The 21,136-nt window shown below is 42.9% G+C and carries 16 protein-coding genes, 12 tRNA genes and 1 rRNA gene; 5 read left to right on the top strand and 24 right to left on the bottom strand.

Annotation, left to right across the window (positions count from 1 at the left end):
* Positions 1-45 precede the first annotated feature (45 nt).
* Positions 46-2,511, bottom strand: a complete 2,466-nt coding sequence (locus AEQ18_RS15475; protein ID WP_082348654.1) for a hydroxymethylglutaryl-CoA reductase, degradative — start codon at positions 2,509-2,511, stop codon at positions 46-48.
* 190 nt (positions 2,512-2,701) lie between these two features.
* Between AEQ18_RS15475 and AEQ18_RS11265 the strand changes: the two genes are divergently transcribed.
* From AEQ18_RS11265 to AEQ18_RS11250, 4 genes are all read left to right on the top strand, one after another.
* Positions 2,702-3,862, top strand: coding sequence for a hydroxymethylglutaryl-CoA synthase (locus tag AEQ18_RS11265; protein WP_054116436.1), 1,161 nt, complete (start codon positions 2,702-2,704; stop codon positions 3,860-3,862).
* Positions 3,863-4,359: 497 nt separating this feature from the next.
* A complete protein-coding gene (locus tag AEQ18_RS11260) occupies positions 4,360-5,337 on the top strand; it encodes an ABC transporter substrate-binding protein (RefSeq protein ID WP_054116435.1) in 978 nt (325 codons plus the stop codon).
* Between the two features lie 29 nt (positions 5,338-5,366).
* Entirely contained in the window at positions 5,367-6,287 is a 921-nt protein-coding gene (locus AEQ18_RS11255; RefSeq protein WP_054116434.1) for an ABC transporter permease, read from the top strand.
* A complete protein-coding gene (locus AEQ18_RS11250) occupies positions 6,284-7,093 on the top strand; it encodes an ABC transporter ATP-binding protein (RefSeq protein ID WP_054116433.1) in 810 nt (269 codons plus the stop codon). Before AEQ18_RS11255 ends, AEQ18_RS11250 begins: the two co-directional genes overlap by 4 nt.
* 50 nt (positions 7,094-7,143) lie before the next feature.
* Here AEQ18_RS11250 and AEQ18_RS11245 read toward each other — a convergent pair whose 3' ends face one another.
* The 10 genes from AEQ18_RS11245 to arcA all read right to left on the bottom strand — a co-directional run bounded on the left by AEQ18_RS11245 (position 7,144) and on the right by arcA (position 17,283).
* A complete protein-coding gene (locus tag AEQ18_RS11245; protein WP_054116432.1) occupies positions 7,144-7,797 on the bottom strand; it encodes a V-type ATP synthase subunit D in 654 nt (217 codons plus the stop codon).
* Positions 7,797-9,185, bottom strand: a complete 1,389-nt coding sequence (locus tag AEQ18_RS11240) for a V-type ATP synthase subunit B (RefSeq protein WP_054116431.1) — start codon at positions 9,183-9,185, stop codon at positions 7,797-7,799. Before AEQ18_RS11240 ends, AEQ18_RS11245 begins: the two co-directional genes overlap by 1 nt.
* Entirely contained in the window at positions 9,185-10,960 is a 1,776-nt protein-coding gene (locus AEQ18_RS11235) for a V-type ATP synthase subunit A (protein WP_082348653.1), read from the bottom strand. The genes AEQ18_RS11240 and AEQ18_RS11235 overlap by 1 nt, the downstream gene beginning before the upstream one ends.
* A 31-nt stretch (positions 10,961-10,991) precedes the next feature.
* Positions 10,992-11,306 (bottom strand): V-type ATP synthase subunit F, encoded by a 315-nt coding sequence (locus AEQ18_RS11230; protein WP_054116429.1) that lies wholly within the window; start codon positions 11,304-11,306, stop codon positions 10,992-10,994.
* On the bottom strand, positions 11,299-12,300 hold the full coding sequence (locus AEQ18_RS11225; protein WP_054116428.1) for a V-type ATP synthase subunit C: 1,002 nt from the start codon (positions 12,298-12,300) through the stop codon (positions 11,299-11,301). The genes AEQ18_RS11230 and AEQ18_RS11225 overlap by 8 nt, the downstream gene beginning before the upstream one ends.
* A 14-nt stretch (positions 12,301-12,314) precedes the next feature.
* Positions 12,315-12,905, bottom strand: coding sequence for a V-type ATP synthase subunit E (locus AEQ18_RS11220; protein ID WP_054116427.1), 591 nt, complete (start codon positions 12,903-12,905; stop codon positions 12,315-12,317).
* 16 nt (positions 12,906-12,921) lie between these two features.
* Complete coding sequence (locus tag AEQ18_RS11215; protein ID WP_054116426.1) at positions 12,922-13,395, bottom strand: V-type ATP synthase subunit K; 474 nt, start codon at positions 13,393-13,395, stop codon at positions 12,922-12,924.
* The gene (locus AEQ18_RS11210) at positions 13,379-15,367 is read right to left on the bottom strand and encodes a V-type ATP synthase subunit I (RefSeq protein ID WP_054116425.1); all 1,989 of its coding nucleotides are present in this window, start codon (positions 15,365-15,367) and stop codon (positions 13,379-13,381) included. Before AEQ18_RS11210 ends, AEQ18_RS11215 begins: the two co-directional genes overlap by 17 nt.
* Positions 15,368-15,679 carry a hypothetical protein gene (locus AEQ18_RS11205; RefSeq protein ID WP_054116424.1) on the bottom strand — a complete coding sequence of 104 codons (312 nt, stop codon included), beginning with the start codon at positions 15,677-15,679 and terminating at the stop codon, positions 15,368-15,370.
* A 380-nt stretch (positions 15,680-16,059) separates the two neighbouring features.
* The gene (gene arcA, locus AEQ18_RS11200) at positions 16,060-17,283 is read right to left on the bottom strand and encodes an arginine deiminase (RefSeq protein ID WP_054116423.1); all 1,224 of its coding nucleotides are present in this window, start codon (positions 17,281-17,283) and stop codon (positions 16,060-16,062) included.
* 411 nt (positions 17,284-17,694) lie between these two features.
* Between arcA and AEQ18_RS11195 the strand changes: the two genes are divergently transcribed.
* Positions 17,695-19,707, top strand: coding sequence for a beta-galactosidase (locus AEQ18_RS11195; protein ID WP_054116422.1), 2,013 nt, complete (start codon positions 17,695-17,697; stop codon positions 19,705-19,707).
* Positions 19,708-19,844: 137 nt separating this feature from the next.
* On the opposite strand, the gene AEQ18_RS11190 is transcribed toward AEQ18_RS11195, so the two are convergent.
* The 13 genes from AEQ18_RS11190 to rrf form a co-directional block, all read right to left on the bottom strand.
* Positions 19,845-19,929, bottom strand: a tRNA-Leu gene (locus AEQ18_RS11190).
* A 27-nt stretch (positions 19,930-19,956) separates the two neighbouring features.
* Positions 19,957-20,027 (bottom strand) — tRNA-Cys (locus AEQ18_RS11185).
* A 42-nt stretch (positions 20,028-20,069) separates the two neighbouring features.
* Positions 20,070-20,141 (bottom strand) — tRNA-Gln (locus AEQ18_RS11180).
* Between the two features lie 11 nt (positions 20,142-20,152).
* Positions 20,153-20,225, bottom strand: a tRNA-His gene (locus AEQ18_RS11175).
* A 31-nt stretch (positions 20,226-20,256) separates the two neighbouring features.
* Positions 20,257-20,330, bottom strand: a tRNA-Trp gene (locus AEQ18_RS11170).
* A gap of 5 nt (positions 20,331-20,335) precedes the next feature.
* Positions 20,336-20,416, bottom strand: a tRNA-Tyr gene (locus AEQ18_RS11165).
* 1 nt (position 20,417) lies between these two features.
* A tRNA-Phe gene (locus tag AEQ18_RS11160) sits at positions 20,418-20,493 on the bottom strand.
* A gap of 44 nt (positions 20,494-20,537) precedes the next feature.
* Positions 20,538-20,611 (bottom strand) — tRNA-Asp (locus AEQ18_RS11155).
* 4 nt (positions 20,612-20,615) lie between these two features.
* Positions 20,616-20,688, bottom strand: a tRNA-Val gene (locus AEQ18_RS11150).
* Between the two features lie 22 nt (positions 20,689-20,710).
* Positions 20,711-20,782, bottom strand: a tRNA-Glu gene (locus AEQ18_RS11145).
* Positions 20,783-20,792: 10 nt separating this feature from the next.
* A tRNA-Ser gene (locus tag AEQ18_RS11140) sits at positions 20,793-20,881 on the bottom strand.
* Between the two features lie 46 nt (positions 20,882-20,927).
* A tRNA-Asn gene (locus tag AEQ18_RS11135) sits at positions 20,928-21,001 on the bottom strand.
* A gap of 8 nt (positions 21,002-21,009) precedes the next feature.
* Positions 21,010-21,125: ribosomal RNA gene (gene rrf, locus AEQ18_RS11130) — 5S ribosomal RNA — on the bottom strand.
* Positions 21,126-21,136 lie beyond the last annotated feature (11 nt).

The following is a 21,136-nucleotide window of genomic DNA, read 5'->3' as shown; positions in this document are numbered from 1 at the left end:
CACACGATACAAAATACCCGAACCAAAATTGGTTCGGGTATTTTTTTATGTGATTGATTGTCCTCGCAGCTGTTCAAGAAGCGACAATGCTTTGGCTTGATCCATCTTTTCTCCTGCCAATGCCTGCGCCACAGTATCGATTTCTGTCCCAGCAGCCCCTACAGCGATTGCTAAGGCTCTTGCTTGCATACGCATATGCCCTTGTTGGATTCCTTCAGCGACAAGTGCCCGCAAGGCGGCCAAATTTTGCGCCAAGCCAACCGCTGCTGCTACTGATGCGAGTTCAGCAGCTGACTTCACGCCACTCAAAGCCAAGGCAGCAGTTGCTTTAGGCAAAATGCGGGTCGCTCCCCCAACTGTTGCAATAGCCAATGGCAAAGTGATTTCTCCTACCAGCTGCCCGTCTTCGATATGCCAAGTGGCCAGTCCACGGGTTTGCCCGCTTCTTGCTGCATAGGTATGACAAGCAGCAGATACAGCTCTTGTGTCATTTCCAGTAGCCAAAATCAGCGCCTCTACCCCATTCATGATTCCTTTGTTGTGGGTCGCAGCTCGGTAAGGATCCAGTTGGGCGAAGTCTGAAGCATGACAAATTTTCGTTGCAATCGGCGCGCCGTCGCCTATTTTAGACAAAACAGAAAATGGCACGACACACGTCGCTGTTACCAATGATTCGGTCGCATAATTTGTCAGAATACTAAACAAAATCTCCACATCGGGAAACCAAGTGCGTAGATTGGACGTCACACCTTCTAAAATCGTATTGATGATGTTGGCACCCATGGCATCTTTGACATCCACCAGCAAATCAAGGGAGATATAATTGGTATCTAACCCTGAGTCAGCAGCCAGAAAAGCCCGGTGCGCTATTCGCCGCAGCCCGCCGCCTCGTTTGACGATCGATGGGTAGCTTTCTTCCGCAGTTTTAAAGATGGCTGCTTCGGCTTGTTCGATTTGGGCGGCAACTTTTGCAATATCCTGGACATCCATCAAAACAATTTGTCCCCGCAATAACCGTTCTTCTGCCGTAGTGACAATCTCGCCTGCCATCCTTGCACCATTGCTCATCGCAGCAATCACCGATGGTTCCTCTGTTGCCAACGGGACTGTGTAAGTTTTCCCGTCTACTTTCAGATTCATGCCTACGCCTAATGGGATTTCGACTTCACTGATTTGATTTTCGATCAAGTTGTTGGCAAGATCAGTACTTAATGCCATTGACTTGAAAATCGCTTGTTCTTCCGATGTGATCCGTTGGTCATCAACCAATTGTTCAAGACGCTGCTCAGGACTTAAGGTGTAAAACTTGGCTTTTTTTTTTGACGAATCATGTGCTGGCTGACTATCTGCGGCTGGGTTTTCTAACAACATCGCCAATCCAAGCCCACCGCCGACACATAAAGATGCAACACCCCATTTTTGTTGGGTATCTTGCAATTGATAGGCCAATGTTGTCGCAATTCGTGCACCTGTGGCCCCTATGGCATGCCCTAACGAAATGCCCCCGCCGTAGCGATTGACTTTATTTGGATCTAACCCAAGCTCTCTTTCAACAACGATCGAAGAGGCTGCAAAAGCTTCGTTGATCTCAAAAATAGCAATCTCTTGCATTGAGACTTGCTGTTCTTCTAATAATTTGCTGATCGCTTTGATTGGTGAAATGCCCATGATCTCTGGATCAAAGCCCACTTCCACGATGCCTTTGACGATCGCTAGATAAGGAATTTGATGGGCTTCACAATAGGATTTAGAGGCCAACAACACCATCGCCGCGCCATCATTGATCGTTGAGGCGTTGCCCGCAGTCACCGTACCATTTTCTTTGAAGACAGTTTTTAATTCAGCCAGTTTATCGATAGTCGTTCCAGGCCGAATGCCTTCATCTTGCGTAACAAGCCCATCTTCCTTCGGTAAAGGCACGATTTCTTTGATAAATTTGTTGGCTTTTTGGGCAGCAACTGCTTTCATTTGTGAAGCATACGCATATGCATCTTGTTCTTCACGAGAGACGCTGTATCTCTGAGCTACATTTTCAGCGGTCAGTCCCATCGGTTGACTGCTGAAGGCATCCGTTAGCCCATCATGCATCATGGTTGATACCGGTTTTGAATACTGATTTTCTGCTTTATCATAGAAACTAAATAACGGCGCATTGGTCATGCTTTCGATCCCGCCGGTCAAAACGACCGAAGCTTTGTTGAGTTGAATTTGTTCCATCCCCATCAACATTGCCTTCATGCCTGAACCACATACTTCATTGATCGTTGAGGCAGGGATCTCCGCAGATAAACCGCTTTTTAGTGCGACTTGTCTGCCAGGATTTTGTCCATTCCCAGCTTGCAACACATTGCCAATGACTACTTGATCAATTTGATCTTGCATCCCTTGGTTACGCGCTAGGATTGCTTTGGCAGCAAAAGTACCTAAAGCAACTGCTGAATATTCTTTTAATGACCCATGGTATTTGCCAATTGGCGTTCTAATTGCGTCGATTATGACAACTTCTTCCACGTACGTCACCTCCTCTTGCAATATATCATTAAATGCGCGAAAAAAGAATACCTCAGCCGCCATCCTGTTGGCTTTTTTCGATTCTTTAATAAAGTTTAAATTCTAATCAAATCTTTTTTTATTTTTTCACAAAATGTGATAACTTAAAGAGAGTGAGAAAATAACGCGAAGAACATAAAGGAGCGTCAAGATGAACGTTGGTATAGATAAACTTAATTTTTTTGTTCCACCTCATTATATAGATATGGTTGATTTGGCTCATGCCAGAGGCGTGGATCCAAACAAATTCACGATCGGTATTGGGCAAGACCAAATGGCTGTCAGCAAAATGACGCAAGATATCGTTACATTTGCGATGCATGCAGCACAGCCTTTATTGACTGCAGAAGATCTAGCTGCGATCGATATGGTGATCGTAGGGACTGAAACTGGCATTGATGAGTCAAAAGCATCTGCTGTCATCTTGCATCGATTGTTAGGTGTCCAACCTTTCGCCCGTTCATTTGAAATCAAAGAAGCTTGTTATGGTGCAACTGCGGGTATACAGTTTGCAAAAAATCATATTCAGGCCAATCCAGAAAGTAAAGTTTTAGTCGTTGCTTCAGACATTGCGCGATATGGCTTAGCCTCAGGCGGTGAACCAACGCAAGGTGCAGGTGCCGTTGCGCTCTTGATCACTGCGGATCCGCGGATCCTGACCTTGGAGGATGACAATGTCATGCTGACACAAGATATTTATGATTTTTGGCGGCCAGTCGGCCACCAATATCCAATGGTAGATGGTCATCTGTCAAATGAAGTCTATATCAATTCCTTCAAACAAGTTTGGCAAGAAAACTGCCGCAGAAACAAACGAACAGCTGCTGATTATGCAGCTATCTGTTTCCATATTCCATACACAAAAATGGGCAAAAAAGCCTTATTGGCTGGCTTCGAATCTGAGGAGCAAGCACAACAAGACCGGTTGTTGGCTCGCTACGAGGAATCAATCACATATAGCCGCCGCGTAGGGAATCTCTATACCGGCTCTTTGTATCTGGGCTTGATTTCATTGATCGAAAACGCAACGATCCTCAATGAAAATGATCGGATCGGTCTTTTCAGTTATGGCTCTGGTGCAGTCGCTGAATTTTTTAGCGGCCGCTTGGTCAAAGGTTATCAACAACAATTGAACAAACAAGGCCATGAAGCATTGCTCGATGCCCGTCAAAAATTATCCATTGAGGAATATGAACAATTATTTGATGAAAAAATAGATGTGGATGTGAATAAGACTTTCAATGATGATTTACTGTATAGCATCCAAGAAATCAGAGATACAATTCGTTATTATAAGGAATCGAATGAATAATTATTGATAAACCTTTGATTTCCAACAAGCATAAACACTTGTTGGATCAAGGTTTTTTTATGTATACCTATCTTTCTAAACCGCTAACAAAAAAAGGAGCGAAACTAACTGTTATTCCAAAATTTTCAGAAAATTGCTATTTCCCGTTGACAGTCCTCTTTTTTTTGACTATACTATAAACAATTCAAGTTTGGAGGAACAAGCGATGTTATTATCAACCCGTACCCCACAACTGAATAGTTTTTACTTTAGCTACTTTAGATAGTTTGTATTCATATTCATTATGGATGCAAACCAAAAAACGATTTTTGTTTGTATCTATGATGGCTAAAGCATTTTAACTTGAACTTGCAGCCATGTAGAAATTCTTCTAAATGGTTGCCATGAATGTCATTCTTATTGGTATGTTCACATCCATTTAGACGATTGTCTGAATGGATTTTTTTGTTCAGGTCATGCTAAAAAAAGAAAAAAAGGACATTTTAGGAGGAATCATCATGAACATGAAAAAGTGGATCACATCAGGAATTTTAGCAGCCAGCGTACTTGCATTGGCTGCCTGCGGAGACGGAAGCAACGAATCATCTGGAGATGACAATATGAAGACCGTCGGTGTCTTGCAATTAGTCGAGCATGGCTCACTAGATGCTGCGTACGAAGGATTTAAAGAAGGTTTGGCTGAGGCTGGTTATACTGAAGGTGAAAATGTGACATTTGACTATCAAAATGCCCAAAACAGTCAAGACAATCTAAAAAGTATGAGCGAAAAATTGTTGAAAGGTGATCCAGATCTACTGTTAGGGATTGCAACACCTGCTGCCGTTTCATTGGCAAATGAAACAACAGACGTCCCAATCATCGTAACAGCTGTCACAGATCTCGTTGAAGCAAAATTGGCAGATTCAAATGACGCACCCGGACGCAACATCACAGGTACTTCTGATATGGTGCCGATCGAACAACAAATCGCACTTCTATTAAGCATCGTTCCTGACGCCAAAACGATTGGTGTTATGTATAACGCTGGTGAAGCCAACTCTAAAATCCAAGCTGATCTTGCGGAAGCGGCCCTGAAAGAAGCAGGCCTTGAGGTTAAGGTATTAACGGCCAATACAACAAATGATGTCCAACAAGTTACCACAAGTTTAGCCAAAGATGTCGATGGCATCTATGTACCAACTGACAATACCTTTGCATCTGCTGCAGCCATTGTAGGAGAAGTAGCCAAAGAAACCAAAACACCAATCGTTGCGGGTTCTGTTGATCAAGTCAATGATGGTGCCCTTGCAACTTATGGCATTGATTACAAATCACTAGGTATCCAAACGGGTAAACTCGCTGCCAAAATTTTAGATGGTGATGCTGAACCTGCAACAACACCTGTCGAAACAGCTGAAAACTTAGAATTGGTGGTCAACGATGAAATGGCTGAAGCGCTAGGCATCGATCCTGCCAGTATCGTGGCTCCAGAATAAAAATTAAACCATAGATTTGAGGAAACAATATGAATTTGTTAAACACGTTCTTGGTCTTGCTCCAATCCGCAACTTCTCAAGGTGTCCTTTGGGCATTGTTGGCGATTGGTGTCTACCTCACCTTCCGAATTTTAGATATCGCTGATTTGACTGCTGAAGGGAGTTTTCCTTTGGGGGCAGGAATCGCCGCGATCAGTATCACAAATGGTTACTCGCCAATTGTTGCAAGTTTGTTCGGTTTTTGCGGAGGACTTTTGGCGGGTCTGGTTTCCGGACTGCTGCACACAAAACTAAAGATTCCCGCCCTTTTAGCTGGGATCATCACGATGACTGGTCTTTATTCGATCACGAACCGTGTAATGGGGGCACCAAATATTGCCCTATTGGGACAAAAAACAGTCTTTACTACTTTTCAAGACATGGGATTTGCTAAGAACAATGCGGTGATCATCGCAGGATTTCTATTTGCTGCCATCGTGATTCTTCTCCTATTTCTTTTCTTTAGAACAGAAATAGGATTGGCACTGCGCGCGACCGGCGATAACTTGGCTATGAGTGAAGCCAACGGTATCAACACCGATAATATGAAGATCATCGGGTATATGATCTCTAATGGCTGTATTGCACTATCCGGTGCTTTACTGGCGCAAAACAACGGCTTTGCCGATTTGAACTCCGGCATCGGAACGATCGTGATCGGTCTTGCTTCGATCATTATCGCTGAAGTGCTTTTTGCAAACAAATCATTACTTATTCGCTTGATCACCATCGTGATCGGTGCGATCATCTATCGCTTCATTTTGGCCGTTGTCTTTGAGTTTAATGTCGAAGCGAATGATATCAAATTGGCTTCAGCTATCGTTTTGGTCATTTGTCTGTCATTGCCTCAACTGCGTACAAAACTCGGCTTGCAAAAAATAGGTCCCAAACCAAAAGGAGGTCAATCATGACACAGCCTGTTTTAACGATTGATCAATTACATCAAACCTTTGAAAAAGGAACAATCAATGAAAACCATGTGCTAAAAGGAATCGATCTTACCATGAACCATGGTGATTTCATTACGATTATCGGGGGCAACGGTGCCGGAAAATCGACCCTGTTGAATAGTATCGCAGGGACGATCCCAACCAATCAAGGTCGTATTACATTAGATGGTAAAGATATCACGCGGTTATCAGTAACGAAACGGTCGAAAGCAATCAGTCGTGTTTTTCAAGATCCTCGTATGGGTACCGCGGTTCGTTTGACTGTGGAGGAGAATTTGGCTCTGGCTTACAAACGAGGTCAGGCACGCGGTTTTTCAACTGGCGTGAAAAGCAAGAACCGTGCGTTCTTCCAAGAAAAATTGGCTAGCCTCAATCTCGGTTTGGAAAATCGGCTGACAACTGAGATTGGTCTGCTATCTGGTGGTCAACGACAAGCGATCACGCTGTTAATGGCGACTTTGCAGCAACCTAAATTGATTTTACTAGACGAACATACTGCGGCATTGGACCCGCAAACATCTTTGACAGTTATGACGTTGACGGATCAATTGATTCGGACCCAGCAATTGACGGCTTTCATGGTCACCCATGATATGGAAGATGCCATTCGCTATGGCAACCGCTTAGTCATGCTGCATCAAGGGAAAATCGTTGTGGATATTGCCGGCGAACAAAAGCAACACTTAACGGTACCAGAATTGATGGAGATGTTCCATCAAAATAGCGGTGCTGAATTGAAAGATGATCAACTATTATTGAACGCCTAATAAAAAAGACGCTTTACCAGCCAAATCAATGGTTGGTAAAACGTCTTTTTTTAATAGGGTTGATCGGCTTCATTCTCGGCAATGATATCTGTGACTTTCATCAAGCGCGTCAATGTCGCCCGCTCATCTTCAGCCAGATTGCTTTCAATATATTGGATCGTTTCCGTTAATTTAGGGATCGTCATATATTCCAACGCATTCACACGACGTCGCGTCCGTTCAATCTCATTGGCCATCAATTGACACGTTTTCTCAATCTCAGCCAATTGCAACATCACTGGCAGCATTTGATCCAAATGGGACAAAGAAAGATCCAATTCACTCGTAGTGCTGACAAATCCGTAAGAAAAATCATCATCGGTTGTTTCATCTTCATAGACTGGATTCAGCACCGGTACATCCATATTCATGATCGTACGGCTTTGTATATCTAATGTCACCTTGTTTAAAGGAATCATAAAGGCTTCTTGCAGCACGACATCTGGAATACTGCTGGAGGCCAAAACATATTCGGCCATTCCCGCTTGCAAGGCTGCCTCCATCTTTTGGCGCAGCGCCTGATTCTTCTTAACTAGCTGAATGAATTGGCGGACCAGTTCATCTTGTTTGTCCTTTAATAATTTGTGTCCTCGCGTTGCTGTGGTCAGCCGCTTTCTTAAACGACTCAACTCCATACGCGTAGGATTGACATTCAAAATCGCCATTAAGCATTCACATCCTCGGTGCTGGGATAATAGGCGTCGATATATTCTTCCTTGATACGGCTCAATTCTTGTTTCGGTAATGTGGCCAAAAGTTTCCAGCCTAAATCTAATGTTTCTTCAATCGTTCGATTGGTTTCAAATCCTTGATTGACATATTCTTTTTCAAAAAGATCTGCAAAACGGGCATATTTTTTGTCCATATCAGACAATGCAGATTCTCCTAAAACGATCGATAATTCCTTCGCCGCTTTTCCATCAGAATAAGCTGCATAAATTTGGTTCATCGTTGCTGCATGGTCCCCACGGGTCTTGCCCTCACCAGTCCCCTTGTCTTTCAACCGTGATAAGCTCGGCAGTATATCCACTGGCGGGTTGATATTGCGCTTATAAAGATCACGAGATAAAATGATTTGCCCTTCTGTGATATAACCAGTCAAATCAGGGATAGGATGGGTTTTATCTCCATCTGGCATGGTCAAAATCGGAATCTGGGTGACAGATCCCTCTTTCCCTGTCAAACGTCCAGCCCGCTCATATAAAGTCGCCAGGTTGGTGTACAGATAGCCGGGATATCCTCGGCGTCCAGGTACTTCTCTACGGGCAGCAGAGATTTCTCTTAGGGCCTCACAGTAATTGGTCATATCTGTCATGATCACTAACACATGCATGCCTTTTTCAAATGCCAAATATTCAGCTGCTGTCAGCGCCATTTTAGGCGTTGCAATCCGTTCAATGGCTGGATCATTGGCCAAATTCATAAATAGGACCGAGCGATCCAAGGCCCCTGTTTTACGGAATTCATCAACAAAAAACTCAGCTTCTTCGAACGGAATACCAATAGCAGCAAAAACGATCGCAAAGTTGCCTTCTTGACTTGGTACCGTTGCTTGACGTGCAATTTGGGCTGCGATTTCTTTATGGGGTAAGCCAGAAGCAGAAAAAATCGGCAGTTTTTGACCGCGCACCAATGTATTTAAATGATCAATGGTAGAGATGCCCGTCTGAATAAACTCATCTGGAAAGTCCCGTGCCATTGGATTGATGGCTTCTCCATTCACATCCAAGCGTTTTTCAGGTAAAATCCTCGGGCCATTGTCTTTGGGTTTTCCGATACCGTCAAATACCCGGCCGAGCATATCTAGGGAAACACCTAATGTCAATCCATTGCCTAAGAAACGCACTTTGCTCTCTTCCGCACTCAAATTACTGGTTCCTTCGAAAATCTGAACGACCGCTTTGTCATCACTAACTTCCAATACTTGACCCTGACGGATTTCGCCAGAATCCATCCGAACTTCTACTAGTTCATCAAATTTGACGCCCTTGACGTTTTCAACCACCATCAACGGCCCAGCAATTTCGGAAACTGAACGATATTCTTTTAACATCAATGAACACCTCCAGTTTCAATGATTTTTTGCATGATTTCTTTGATGTCTTCTTTGACTTTGTCTATTCGGTCCAATTCTTCTTCAGGTAAGTATTTGCTGCGGGCGATTCGCTCACGCAAATCAACGGTTCCTTTGATGATCTCATCAAGATAAGCCCCTAATTGCAAGGCCCGCTTGGCTTGCGCATCAAACAGCAAAATATTGTCTAACATCTTGAATTGTTTGGTTCGAGAAGTATATGTATCGACATCATCAAACGCATTTTGCTGTAAATAGTCCTGTCGTAAAGAACGTGCTGTCATCATCGTCAATCGGTCTTTTTGCGAAAGAGAGTCCATCCCTACCAACTGAACGATCTCATCTAAACGACTTTCCTCTTGTAAGATAGACATCGCCTCATTGACCAACTCAGACCAACGACTGCTCAACAATTGATTCAGATAGGTATTGATTTGATCCTCATACAAAGAGTAGGAGTTCATCCAATTGATGGATGGAAAATGACGTTTTTGGGCCAATGTGCTGTCTAGCGCCCAGAACACTTTAACAATACGCAATGTATTTTGCGTGACAGGTTCAGAAATATCTCCCCCAGCCGGTGAAACTGCACCGATTGCGGTGATACTGCCTTCTCTAGGTTGCGTGCCTAATGTTTGGAAACGCCCTGCGCGCTCATAATACTCTGCGATTCGGCTGCCTAAGTACGCTGGATAGCCTTCATCTCCAGGAATCTCTTGCAGACGTCCGCTCATCTCCCGCAAAGCTTCTGCCCAACGTGAAGTTGAATCAGCCATGATCGCCACGCTATAGCCCATGTCCCGGTAGTATTCCGCGATCGTGATCCCTGTATAGATCGACGCTTCTCGCGCAGCTACAGGCATATTCGAGGTGTTTGCAATCAAAACTGTCCGTTCCATGATCGACTCTCCGGTATTCGGATCGATCAACTCAGGAAATTCATTCATGACATCGCGCATCTCATTGCCACGCTCGCCACAACCTACATAGACCACGATATCCACATCAGACCATTTGGCGATTTGATGTTGTACCACAGTTTTTCCCGCACCAAATGGACCTGGTACTGCCACAGAGCCACCTTTTGCAACAGGGAAGAACGTATCGATGACCCGTTGTCCTGTAACTAGCGGCTCTCCTGGATTTAATTTCGTGGACACCGGACGCGGTTTTCGTACGGGCCATTTTTGGACCATAGTTAATGCTGTTTCACCTTCAGCTGTATCCAACCGGCAGATCACTTCGGTTATGGCAAAGTTTCCTACCATGACTTCTGTCACCTTGCCGCTTTTTCCGGGTGGAACCATGATTTTGTGCTCAATGACCGATGTTTCTTGCACCAAGCCGATGATATCTCCTGCTTGTACGTCATCACCAACTTGGACTTGCGGCACAAAAGTCCATTTCTTTCGTCGATTCAATGGATCGATCGTCACGCCACGTTCCAAAAAATCACTTTCTGTTTGACTCATAAACGTATCTAATGGACGTTGGATCCCATCAAACATCTGTGCCAATAACCCTGGTGCCAATTCGACTGATAAGGGTGCCCCAGTCGTTTCTACCGGTTCTCCTGGACCAATCCCGGCCGTTTCTTCATAGACCTGGATCGAAACCAGACCTTTTTTGATTTCAATGATCTCTCCGATCAGCCCTTTTTCGCTGACTTTGCATATTTCGTGGATTTTTGCTCCGCTTAATCCTGAGGCGGTGACCAATGGTCCCGAAACTTTTTCAATAGTGCCAAATGCCACATTCATTCCTCCTAGCTGGCTAGCTGGTCTGTTAGGAATCTAAAATATTCATTCCTACAGCCTTTTCTACATTTTGCTGAATCCTTGCCATACCGATTCCTAAGCTGCCAGTACTGCTGGGGATCGGAATGATCGCGGGTGTCGGCATTTCTTCAAAACGGCGAACGATTGATTCTAATTGCTCGATCAAACGCTCCGTGAGAAAAATCACACCATACGCTTCAGCCATTTCTTCTAATTGCTGGGCTGCTTGTTCCAGATCGTCCACTGGATAGATATCGATTCCTAGTCCCTTGAACGGTAGAATCGAGTTTTTTCCACCCATCATTGCAATTTTTTTATTCATAACTATCACGCACCCGACTTCTTAAAATCTCCTCTGGTACTTTATTGATTTTGCCAATCAAGAGAATCCGCAAATTTTTGCTTTCGATTTCTTTTGCATACAAATAGCCAATCAATGCCGCTGGGCCAAAGGGGACGATTTTTTGTTCTTTTAACTTTCCCATCAAGAAATTGTCTTTGCGTAAATCAAATGTATTCAAGGTTTTCTTTTCAATCAACTCTTCGTAACTCGCGTTGATCAATACTTTATACGGTGTATTTTGCAAGTAGGCAACAAATGCTTCTAATGAAGTCGTGATCTCCGTCAATAGCTCCTCCGCTGGCAAGCTACCATTGTCTGCGAGAACTGCACTGATAAACCCGCGTTTTCGCTTCATGGCATAACTGCGCAAGACCGTTGAAATATTGAAGATATCGATTTGTCTTTTGATCAGTTTTTGCAAAACTTCATCTTCATGATCCTTGCCTATTGCCCACAAATGCGCCCAATAATGATTGTCGAAAATAATATCGATCGATTGTACTTCATGATAATTTTCGATATAGGAATAGACCTCTTCAATACACGCCACCATTTCTGAAGCGACTTGATTGCTTTTTCTTGTCGCCACCAACTCTTTCAAGACGGCTAACGGTTGCGTCCCGATGGGTACCAAAAATGAAGAAAAATCAGCTTGCATATAACTGGCCTTGACCAGTACTTTCAAATTTTGGTAATCGTATTTTAAAGCAAAATAATCAATGATCCTGCGATCTGGCGCTAATCGATACATGTTTTCATAAACACGCTTCAGTTCTGCCGTCAACACTTGTTCAAAATCGTGGACACGGTCATCCTCATTAATAAAATCACCGTATACAGTTTCTTGGAGCATCCCATAAATCTCCTCTGCCGATTGCGCATTCAGCATGCGCTCATAGCGGGTTCGATCAAATAGTTGCGACTCATAGGTGCGGATTCGTGTATTGAGGGTGTTGTATTTGATGTCATTCATCTTATTCCACCTACTTACTGTTCAAAAATCATTTGCAGTAATGTATTGCTCAATTCTTCTTTGTTGGCATCAAGCAATGCATCGAATGTAAAATTCAATTCGATCGCCTCTTGACGCAGTAAAAAGCCGCCTTTGTGGGGCAATTTTTTTGCTGCGACATGTAATTGTCCATTGGTAACGGATGCTTGCAATTTTGCTAATGCGGCATCATCTAGAAGATTAGCCGTTTTTTCACCTAAGATTAGGTCGATGTCGCCGGAAAGATTGGCTTGCTGCATGCCATTTTCCACAAAACGAACAAACGCCGGTGTATCCATTTGATTCAAACGTACCAACGCTTCTGCAAACAGTTCATCCAATACAGCTTGTTTGGCTGCCAAAACTTTGTTACGTGATTGGATATGCACATCAGAAATTTCTAAGAACATCGCTGCGCGTTTTTCTTTTTCATAAAAAGCCATTCTTTCAGCCAATTCTTCTTCTAGCTGGCTGCGACGAATCCGTTCTTGATTTTCATTTTCTTTTTTCGCTTCATTGATTTGAAGCTGGTACTTCTTCTCGGCGTCAGCCTTGATTTTATCCGTCAATTTTGTAATATCAGACATGTATTTTTTCCTCCTCTTAATTCAAGACAAGCAAGAAGGAAATAACGAACCCTAAAATACAATACGTTTCCATCATCGCCACAAAGATAATTCCTTTGGTCACATGTTCTGGTTTCTTGGCCAAAATCTGCATCGCTGCACTCGCCGCACGCCCTTGCCACTTTCCGGCAACGATCGCTGTCAAAGCAATCGGTAAAGAAGCGATAAATAGATACAATCCACGGTCCAGTGAGATACTTCCGCTGATTTGTCCGAAGATCATAAACGAAATAACGAATCCATACAATCCTTGGGTACTTGACAGCAATTCTAAGATCAACGCTTGTCCAAATTTTTCTGGTTGTTCTGCAATCAATCCGGCTGCCGATTCACTGGTCATACCGACACCGATGGTTGAACCGATCCCACCGCAGATCGTGGCTGTTGCCACACCTAAAGCTGCAAAAACAATACCGCCATATTCATAAAAGAAACTAATCCAATTTTCCATTCTTTTCCTCCTGTATCTCATGCTCTGAGATAACTTCTACATATTTTTCGTTTGATTTAAATGGGTCGAAGGCACGTCCGCCTCCGGTGAAAAACTTACCAAAATACTCTAAATACTGTAAGCGGATCCCGTGCACATAAGCACTCAGATAACTTAAAAAGATGTTCAAGCCATGCAAGGCTACAAAGAGCAAAATACCGACTGTAAATCGAGCGGGTACTGGTAAATAGCTGATGATCAAGTTAAAAGCCGAAGCAATACTACCGCCAGCTACACCCAAAGCCATCAGACGTGTATAACTGATCAGGTCGCCTACATAATTGGTGACATCCATCAACCCATATAACCCTGAGCCGATTTTGCCTACCAATGTATTGCCTTCAAAACTCCCCCCCACTACGACCGCCAATAAACTTGCGGCCAATAAGAACAAACCGATTGTTTGCATTGGTGTATCTGGGAAGAGCAACATGCCTAAAGCAACGAAAACGACACTAACAAGAAAGACCATCCATGAGCCAGCTTGGAACAAGGCTTGCAGCTTTTGATCTTTCTTCTTCCAGAGCACATAAAATTTCAAGGCCAATCCGAACATGATTTGGATGTAACCAAAGATCACGGAAAGGACTAAAATTTGATTGACATCATCTTGGGCAGATAGTAACTGGAATGAAAACTCAAAACCAAAGAAATTGCCATAGATCAATCCCCAAATAATCGTCGGAATCGAGCACAACTGGAACAATGTCAAATTCTCAGCAAGTCCTTTGCTCAAATGAAAGACTTTTTTACCAATCAATGTTGCCAGGAACAAGAGCAGGCCATAACCGAAGTCAGCCACCATCATACCGAAAGCTACCATATAAAAAGGCGCCATAAACGGTGTCGGGTCCAGCTCATCGTATTGCGGTAAGCTGTACATCCGAACGAGCCCTTCAAATGGTTTGATCCAGCGGGTATTCTCGAGTAATATCGGTACATCTGCGATTTCTTTTTCCATCACTTCTTGGTATTCAAGGTAATAGTTTCCAGCAGCGCCTTTTTGGATACGCGCTTCCAGTGATTTGGCCGCATCGACAGGAATCCAACCTGAAATCGATACTGCATGGGCTGAGCGCAATAACAAGCCATTGCTTTTCGCCCGTTTGATCGCACCATCTAAATATTCAGCAACGATGTTCAACTGTTCTTGTTCTGACACCATCGCTTCTAAAGTTGCTTTGATTGCGTTTTCTTCATCTAATAAGATCTGGGATTTATTTTTCAGAGCCGCTAAATCTTCCTCTGGCATTCCGTCATAAGGATAGATATATTGCTCGAAAGCTGCTTTTTTCAAAAGGGTGTTGGCTTTGTTTTTGATGTCTTTATGAAACAGAACCAATACATAAGCTGTTGATTGAGATTGATAAATCGTTTCGACATAGAGGAGCGGCATTTTTTCACTTTCTTGAAGGAAAGCATCGATTTCTGTATTAGGGATCATCCCTAGTTGTCCGCCCGCCTTCTTCAACTCATTGAGTACGCTAGGCCGTTCTTTAAAATACTGCCAAATCGATAACTCTGCTTCCTGTGCCAGTATATCTCGTTTTTCTTGATCGATCAGTCGAAGACGTTTGTCGTGTTTACGAAGGGTTTGGCAAAGATCTTGCCATGGATAGGTGTGGGCGACGTGCGCCAATTCTTGAATGGTGTATTGTTTGATTGGCTGACGCAATTTCGCCAGCATGCTTTGTTTAGGTACATATTCTTCGATAAAATTTAAACTCCAGTTGACTTGACCAAACTGGTTTTCAAGTTCCTCCGCCTGTTCCTCACGTACAGGTGCCAATACACCTGTCGTTTCTTCAGTTGCATAATATTTCTCTGAAGCGAGCAATTCTACACCTTGAAAGTCTTGCAGCTGTGACAAAACAGCTTCTTTCTGCTCGTAAAAGGTTAGCAGACTGAACTTTTGCATTTTTGCAATTGCCATTTATGTCACAACCTTATTTATTATTATTGCTAAAGCTTCTTCTTTCAATGAATCAGGAATTGTTCGCAGTGTTTTTACCTCTGCTTGTGTTTTTTCCAATAAAGGTTCCTTTGATTGGATCAGTTCAGCGGCGATCTTCTCTTTGATCAACGCTTTTTGTTGTACTTCTTGTTGGGCCAATTCCTCTTGAAACGATTTTAAGCGAAGCGATCTTTCTTCTGATAATTGTTTTTTATCCGCTTCTGCTTCTTTATTTTTTGTTTCCGCAAATTGCTCTGCTTCTTGTAATAAACGAATTGCATCGACTGCCATTTTCTCACCTGCTTTCTCTTTTTTCCCGCAAAAAAAAACCACTACAAATCATGCATGTGGCATTCGCTGTGCGTAAGCTGTTCAAAATTAATAAGTGGCAAATACCTTCACCTATTCATGTTTTCTAATATAACCGTAACATAGATTTCTTATCAGAACAAGGTTTACTCTGTTTTTTTATAGTCTTTACATATAAAAGTCATAAAAAATACATAATTCAACTCAAAGAAACCCTTTTCTTAAAATAGGTAGGTATTTTAATATCAAAAAAGAAAGATGAGAAAAGCAAATGCAATTCAAATCTTTCTTTTAGTAAATTCTATTTTATTTTTAGTCTAGTTTGCTTAACAATAGTCATCTCACTTTTAAAATAACGTTGTCTATTGTTTTTCACGGATAAAAGGCATGCTCATACACCGTGGACCGCCTCGACCTCTGACCAGCTCACTGCCAGGTATTTCGTTCAATTGGACGCCCGCTTCTTTTAGTAGGCGATTCGTCACGACGTTTCGATCATAAACAATCACCTCTCCAGGAGCAATCGCCAAGGTATTTGAGCCATCGTTCCATTGTTCCCGAGCGGCAGCTGTCAAGTCGTCACCACCGCATCGGATCAATGCTACCTCTGGCAAGTCTAAGTAGCGGCAGAGAATATTTGCCAAAGTATCTCGTTCCTCAAAAATTTGGACGCCCCCTTGATACTTGCTAATGGAATAAACGGACAGTTCGCCTTCTATTTCGGGATGGATCGTAAACTTATCAACATCCACCATCGTGAATACCGTATCTAAATGCATGAATTTCCGTTCTTCACCAATATTGAAAGCCAGAATATGTTCGAAACTCGGTTCTGTATCAAAAATCGTTTGCGCGATTTTCTCAATTGATGCCACTTCTGTCCGCTGAGAAATGCCGATCGCAACCAACTTATCAGATAAAACCAATTGATCGCCCCCTTCGATACGGGTCGTATCATCTCTATGATATAAAAAATTGATTTTATTCTGAGCAAACATTGGATGATGATGAAAAATTTGATTGCCATACAATGTTTCTCGACGGCGTGTAGGTGCATACATGCGATTCATGGACACGCTGTTGCCTATCGTCGCAAAAGGATCACGGGTAAAATAAAGATTGGGCATCGGATCAATCAGAAATGGATAATTTTCTGCGACAAGCGACGTTAAGTTCAAACGTTGAGGGAGCGCCAACTCATTTTTTTTCAGTCCAGCCATCGTATGATCAATAAATGCCCTAGGCTCTTTGATCGACATAAAGAAGTCGAACACTTCATTACGCATAAAATCATCATGGATCATCGTTTCATCTAAATAACTATTTAAAAAAACTTCTTTGTCTTCTGCACTTTGTAAAGTCTCTGCCGCCAGATCTTCAAGGTATAAGACCTCAACCATATTCTTCTTCAATGTTTCAGCAAAAAAATCATGTTCTATTTGCGCTTGCTGCAAAAAAGGAATATCGTCAAACAGCAACCGATCTAAATAATCCGGCATCAAGTTTTCTAATTCAGCCCCCGGCCGATGCAGCATGACCGTTTGCAAACGTCCGATTTCTGAAAATAATTGGATAGGTTTATTCATTTTGTAAGCTCCTTTGATAGAATAACTGGGTGATTCTGTGCCATCCTCAGTTTTAGTTCATACATATTCATGTAAAAGCGCATAAAGCAAGTATGGATAGACCAGCTTGAATAAAAATAGATTCTACATAGGTGATGATCGAATTAAAATAACGATAGTAAAAAAACTAAAACGATAAATAACTTTAAATAATCTATTATAAACCATTTTAACTTGCAAATAAAAAAACAGCAAACCAAAAGAGTTACAAGGCGTCTGTTTCACCTTTTCACGGCGCTTCGCTTCAATTTTTTTTGAACAATTTTCGTATTTTTGCAAAATTTAAAGCATTGCTTTGTTAGCGCTAACAATAAATAGTTGGTTTTGTTATCATGAACTTATCAACTATCTTTCCTATGAGGTGAACAAAAGATGAAAAAACAAACCCAGATGTATTATGGTGCCGATTATAATCCCGAGCAATGGTCAAAAGAAGTCATATTAGAAGATATGGTATTGATGAAAGAAGCCGGTGTCAACTACGTTAGTATCAATATCTTTGGCTGGGTCTCGATTCAGCCGAATGAAACCACTTTTGATTTTGACTTTTTGGATTGGCTGATCGACTTGCTGTACAAGAACGATATCATGATTGATCTAGCCAACGGTACTGCGTCTCCCCCAGCCTGGCTGGTCCACAAATACCCGGACATGATGCCAATGACTGTTCATGGCAATCGTCTGGTTCATGGTTCAAGACAACACTATTGTCCGACTTCAGATGTCTATCGACAATACGCTGCTGCTTTATCAAGTGAAGTGGCAAAACGATACCATGATCATCCCGGCATTGTCATGTGGCATATCAACAATGAATATACTTGCCACATCCATGAATGCTATTGTGATCGTTGCCGTTCAAGATTTCAACAATGGCTGAAAGAAAAATACCAAACCATCGCTACCCTCAATAGTGCTTGGTCGACAACATTTTGGAGTCAAAGTTATGGTGACTGGCACGAAATCTATTTACCTGAAGAAATGCCTACCTTCAAAAATCCAGCGCAGCAGTTAGATTATGCCCGTTTTATTTCGGCAATGAATCTTGAGATCTATCAAATCGAAAAAGCAGCGATTGCTGCTTACTCAAAAGAGATTCCGTTTATGACAAATCTAATGGGGCTGCATAAATATGTCGATGGGTTTAAATGGGCAACCGAAATGGATGTTGTTAGTTGGAACAGTTATCCCAATCCGTTTAATGAGATGCCCTATCCACAATTTTTAGCCAACGATCTGACACGTAGTTTGAAGAAAAAACCGTTTTTGATCATGGAGCAAGCGCCTAGTGCCGTGAACTGGCGAGCCGTCAACGGTGCAAAAAAAGCAGGTCAAATGCGTTTGTGGAGCTATGAAGCCATTGCCCATGGTTCTGATGGCATCATGTTCTTTCAATGGCGGCAATCCAAAGGTGGCGCGGAGAAATTTCATAGTGCTGTTGTCCCACACGGTGAGCCAAAAGAAAGCCGCGTCTTCAAAGAAAGTTGTCAATTTGGCAATGAGCTAAAGAAATTACAAGCCGTTGTTGGCACAACATTCATTGCTGATGCAGCGATTGTTTTCGACTGGGAGAATTGGTGGGCACTGGAATTAGACGCAAAACCACGCAAGTTAAAATATATTCATCAATTGAGCCGCTTATATGAAGCTTTGAGCGGTTTAAATCTAACTGTCGACTTCGTACACCCAGATGAAGACATCAGCGGTTATTCATTTGTCATTGCGCCAAACCTATATTCCGCCTCATCATCATTTGGTAAAAAAATCGAAGAGTACGTTACAAGGGGAGGTATCTTCTTAACCAATTTCTTTAGCGGCATCGTCAATGAACATGATCAAGTATATTTAGGCGGTTATCCTGGTTTATTCAAAGACGTATTAGGTCTCACCGTAGAAGAATTCTATCCATTAAAAGATTCCATGCATGGGCAAATCAGTTTTGATGGGCAAACGTTCACCACTCACTTATGGGAAGAAGTCATCCATTTGGATCATGCCACAGCTCTTGCCCATTTCAACAATGATCACTTGCCTGGTGTTCCAGCGATTACAAGTAATCAGTATGGTGACGGCTATGCTTACTACATTGGCACAGAATTAGCCCCCGCTGACTTAGCTATTGTTTTGACTAAGATCATTCAAGACAATGATTTACACAAAGCCACAGAAGAATTCATTGAAGGAACGACACCTGTATCTGTGACCTGTCGCAAAGGAAAGGACTATTCGCTGCTTTTCTTACTCAATCACACAGATTCTACTCACCAAATCGTTCTTAAGAAAAAAGGTTATTCTATTCTCGATGAAACAAATGTTACTGAACTCGAGGTAGATGCAAAAAATGTACAAATCATCAAATTTTCTCATACATCGGATCATAAATAATACATGCTTATCAGTCATTTTATTATAGCCAAATTGGACAAAAACCATTGTCCAATTTGGTTTTTTGTTTTTTAAAATACCAATGAATGCAAAAAAAAGATGTATCGAATCTTCTAAGAAGACTGATACATCATCGATACCGGCGGCCGGGGTCGAACCGGCACGCCCTCAACGGGCACTGGATTTTGAGTCCAGCGCGTCTGCCAATTCCGCCACGCCGGCATGTTGAAAGTGTATAATTTAGTACGAAGGCGGTAACCGGATTTGAACCGGTGATGAAGGTTTTGCAGACCTCTGCCTTACCACTTGGCTATACCGCCATTATACTATTGTTGCGTTATACAATCAAGTAAAGATTGTAACTGGGGTAGCTGGATTCGAACCAACGCATGACGGAGTCAAAGTCCGTTGCCTTACCGCTTGGCTATACCCCAATAATGAAAAGGGCGAATGATGGGAATCGAACCCACGAATGCCGGAGCCACAATCCGGTGCGTTAACCACTTCGCCACACCCGCCATGATGTGAAATCTGCTTAAAAATATATAATGGCAGGGGCAGCAGGAATTGAACCCACACTAACGGTTTTGGAGACCGCTGTTCTACCTTTAAACTATGCCCCTAAGAATGGAGGAGAGTGGATTCGAACCACTGAACCCTAAGGAACGGATTTACAGTCCGTCGCGTTTAGCCACTTCGCTACTCCTCCATGGTGGCGCGGGACAGAATCGAACTGCCGACACATGGAGCTTCAATCCATTGCTCTACCAACTGAGCTACCGAGCCATATAGTATATATATAAGATAAGCTTTACAAAAATAATGAAAAACGGTCTGGACGGGACTCGAACCCGCGACCTCCTGCGTGACAGGCAGGCATTCTAACCAACTGAACTACCAAACCGTAATGGGGGTTAACGGGTTCGAACCGCTGACCCTCTGCTTGTAAGGCAGATGCTCTCCCAGCTGAGCTAAACCCCCAGGGTTGTTCATTAAATTGTAATGATCCGTACGGGACTCGAACCCGTGTTACCGCCGTGAAAGGGCGGTGTCTTAACCACTTGACCAACGGACCAATGTTTAAACGGAGAGTAAGGGATTCGAACCCTTGAGACAGCGTTAGCCATCTACATGATTTCCAATCATGCTCCTTCGGCCACTCGGACAACTCTCCAGGCGTAAAGAAGCTCAATACCCTTGTTTGTTTCTCTATTAGAGAACTCCGGCAGTAGGACTCGAACCTACGACATCATGATTAACAGTCATGCGCTACTACCAACTGAGCTATGCCGGAATGATACAGCGTGGCGACGTCCTACTCTCACAAAGGGAAACCCTTCACTACAATCGGCGCTAAGAAGCTTAACTTCTGTGTTCGGCATGGTTACAGGTGTATCCTTCTTGCTATCGCCACCACACTATTCAATTG

The sequence above is a fragment of the Enterococcus sp. RIT-PI-f genome, assembly GCF_001297065.1.
In the GTDB taxonomy this organism is placed as follows: Bacteria; Bacillota; Bacilli; order Lactobacillales; family Enterococcaceae; genus Enterococcus_D.
The sequence above is the reverse complement of the archived record's forward strand: the minus strand, read 5'-3'. Positions and strand labels throughout refer to the sequence as shown.

Excerpts from the sequence above, each read along its gene's own strand:
- AEQ18_RS11205 (WP_054116424.1), bottom strand. The coding sequence starts at position 15,679 with ATGGCAGTCGATGCAATTCGTTTATTACAAGAAGCAGAGCAATTTGCG.
- AEQ18_RS11250 (WP_054116433.1), top strand. The coding sequence starts at position 6,284 with ATGACACAGCCTGTTTTAACGATTGATCAATTACATCAAACCTTTGAA.
- AEQ18_RS11265 (WP_054116436.1), top strand. The coding sequence starts at position 2,702 with ATGAACGTTGGTATAGATAAACTTAATTTTTTTGTTCCACCTCATTAT.
- AEQ18_RS11260 (WP_054116435.1), top strand. The coding sequence starts at position 4,360 with ATGAACATGAAAAAGTGGATCACATCAGGAATTTTAGCAGCCAGCGTA.
- AEQ18_RS11225 (WP_054116428.1), bottom strand. The coding sequence starts at position 12,300 with ATGAATGACATCAAATACAACACCCTCAATACACGAATCCGCACCTAT.
- AEQ18_RS11230 (WP_054116429.1), bottom strand. The coding sequence starts at position 11,306 with ATGAATAAAAAAATTGCAATGATGGGTGGAAAAAACTCGATTCTACCG.
- AEQ18_RS11215 (WP_054116426.1), bottom strand. The coding sequence starts at position 13,395 with ATGGAAAATTGGATTAGTTTCTTTTATGAATATGGCGGTATTGTTTTT.
- AEQ18_RS11255 (WP_054116434.1), top strand. The coding sequence starts at position 5,367 with ATGAATTTGTTAAACACGTTCTTGGTCTTGCTCCAATCCGCAACTTCT.
- AEQ18_RS11195 (WP_054116422.1), top strand. The coding sequence starts at position 17,695 with ATGAAAAAACAAACCCAGATGTATTATGGTGCCGATTATAATCCCGAG.
- AEQ18_RS11220 (WP_054116427.1), bottom strand. The coding sequence starts at position 12,905 with ATGTCTGATATTACAAAATTGACGGATAAAATCAAGGCTGACGCCGAG.
- AEQ18_RS11240 (WP_054116431.1), bottom strand. The coding sequence starts at position 9,185 with ATGTTAAAAGAATATCGTTCAGTTTCCGAAATTGCTGGGCCGTTGATG.
- AEQ18_RS11210 (WP_054116425.1), bottom strand. The coding sequence starts at position 15,367 with ATGGCAATTGCAAAAATGCAAAAGTTCAGTCTGCTAACCTTTTACGAG.
- AEQ18_RS11245 (WP_054116432.1), bottom strand. The coding sequence starts at position 7,797 with ATGGCGATTTTGAATGTCAATCCTACGCGTATGGAGTTGAGTCGTTTA.
- arcA (WP_054116423.1), bottom strand. The coding sequence starts at position 17,283 with ATGAATAAACCTATCCAATTATTTTCAGAAATCGGACGTTTGCAAACG.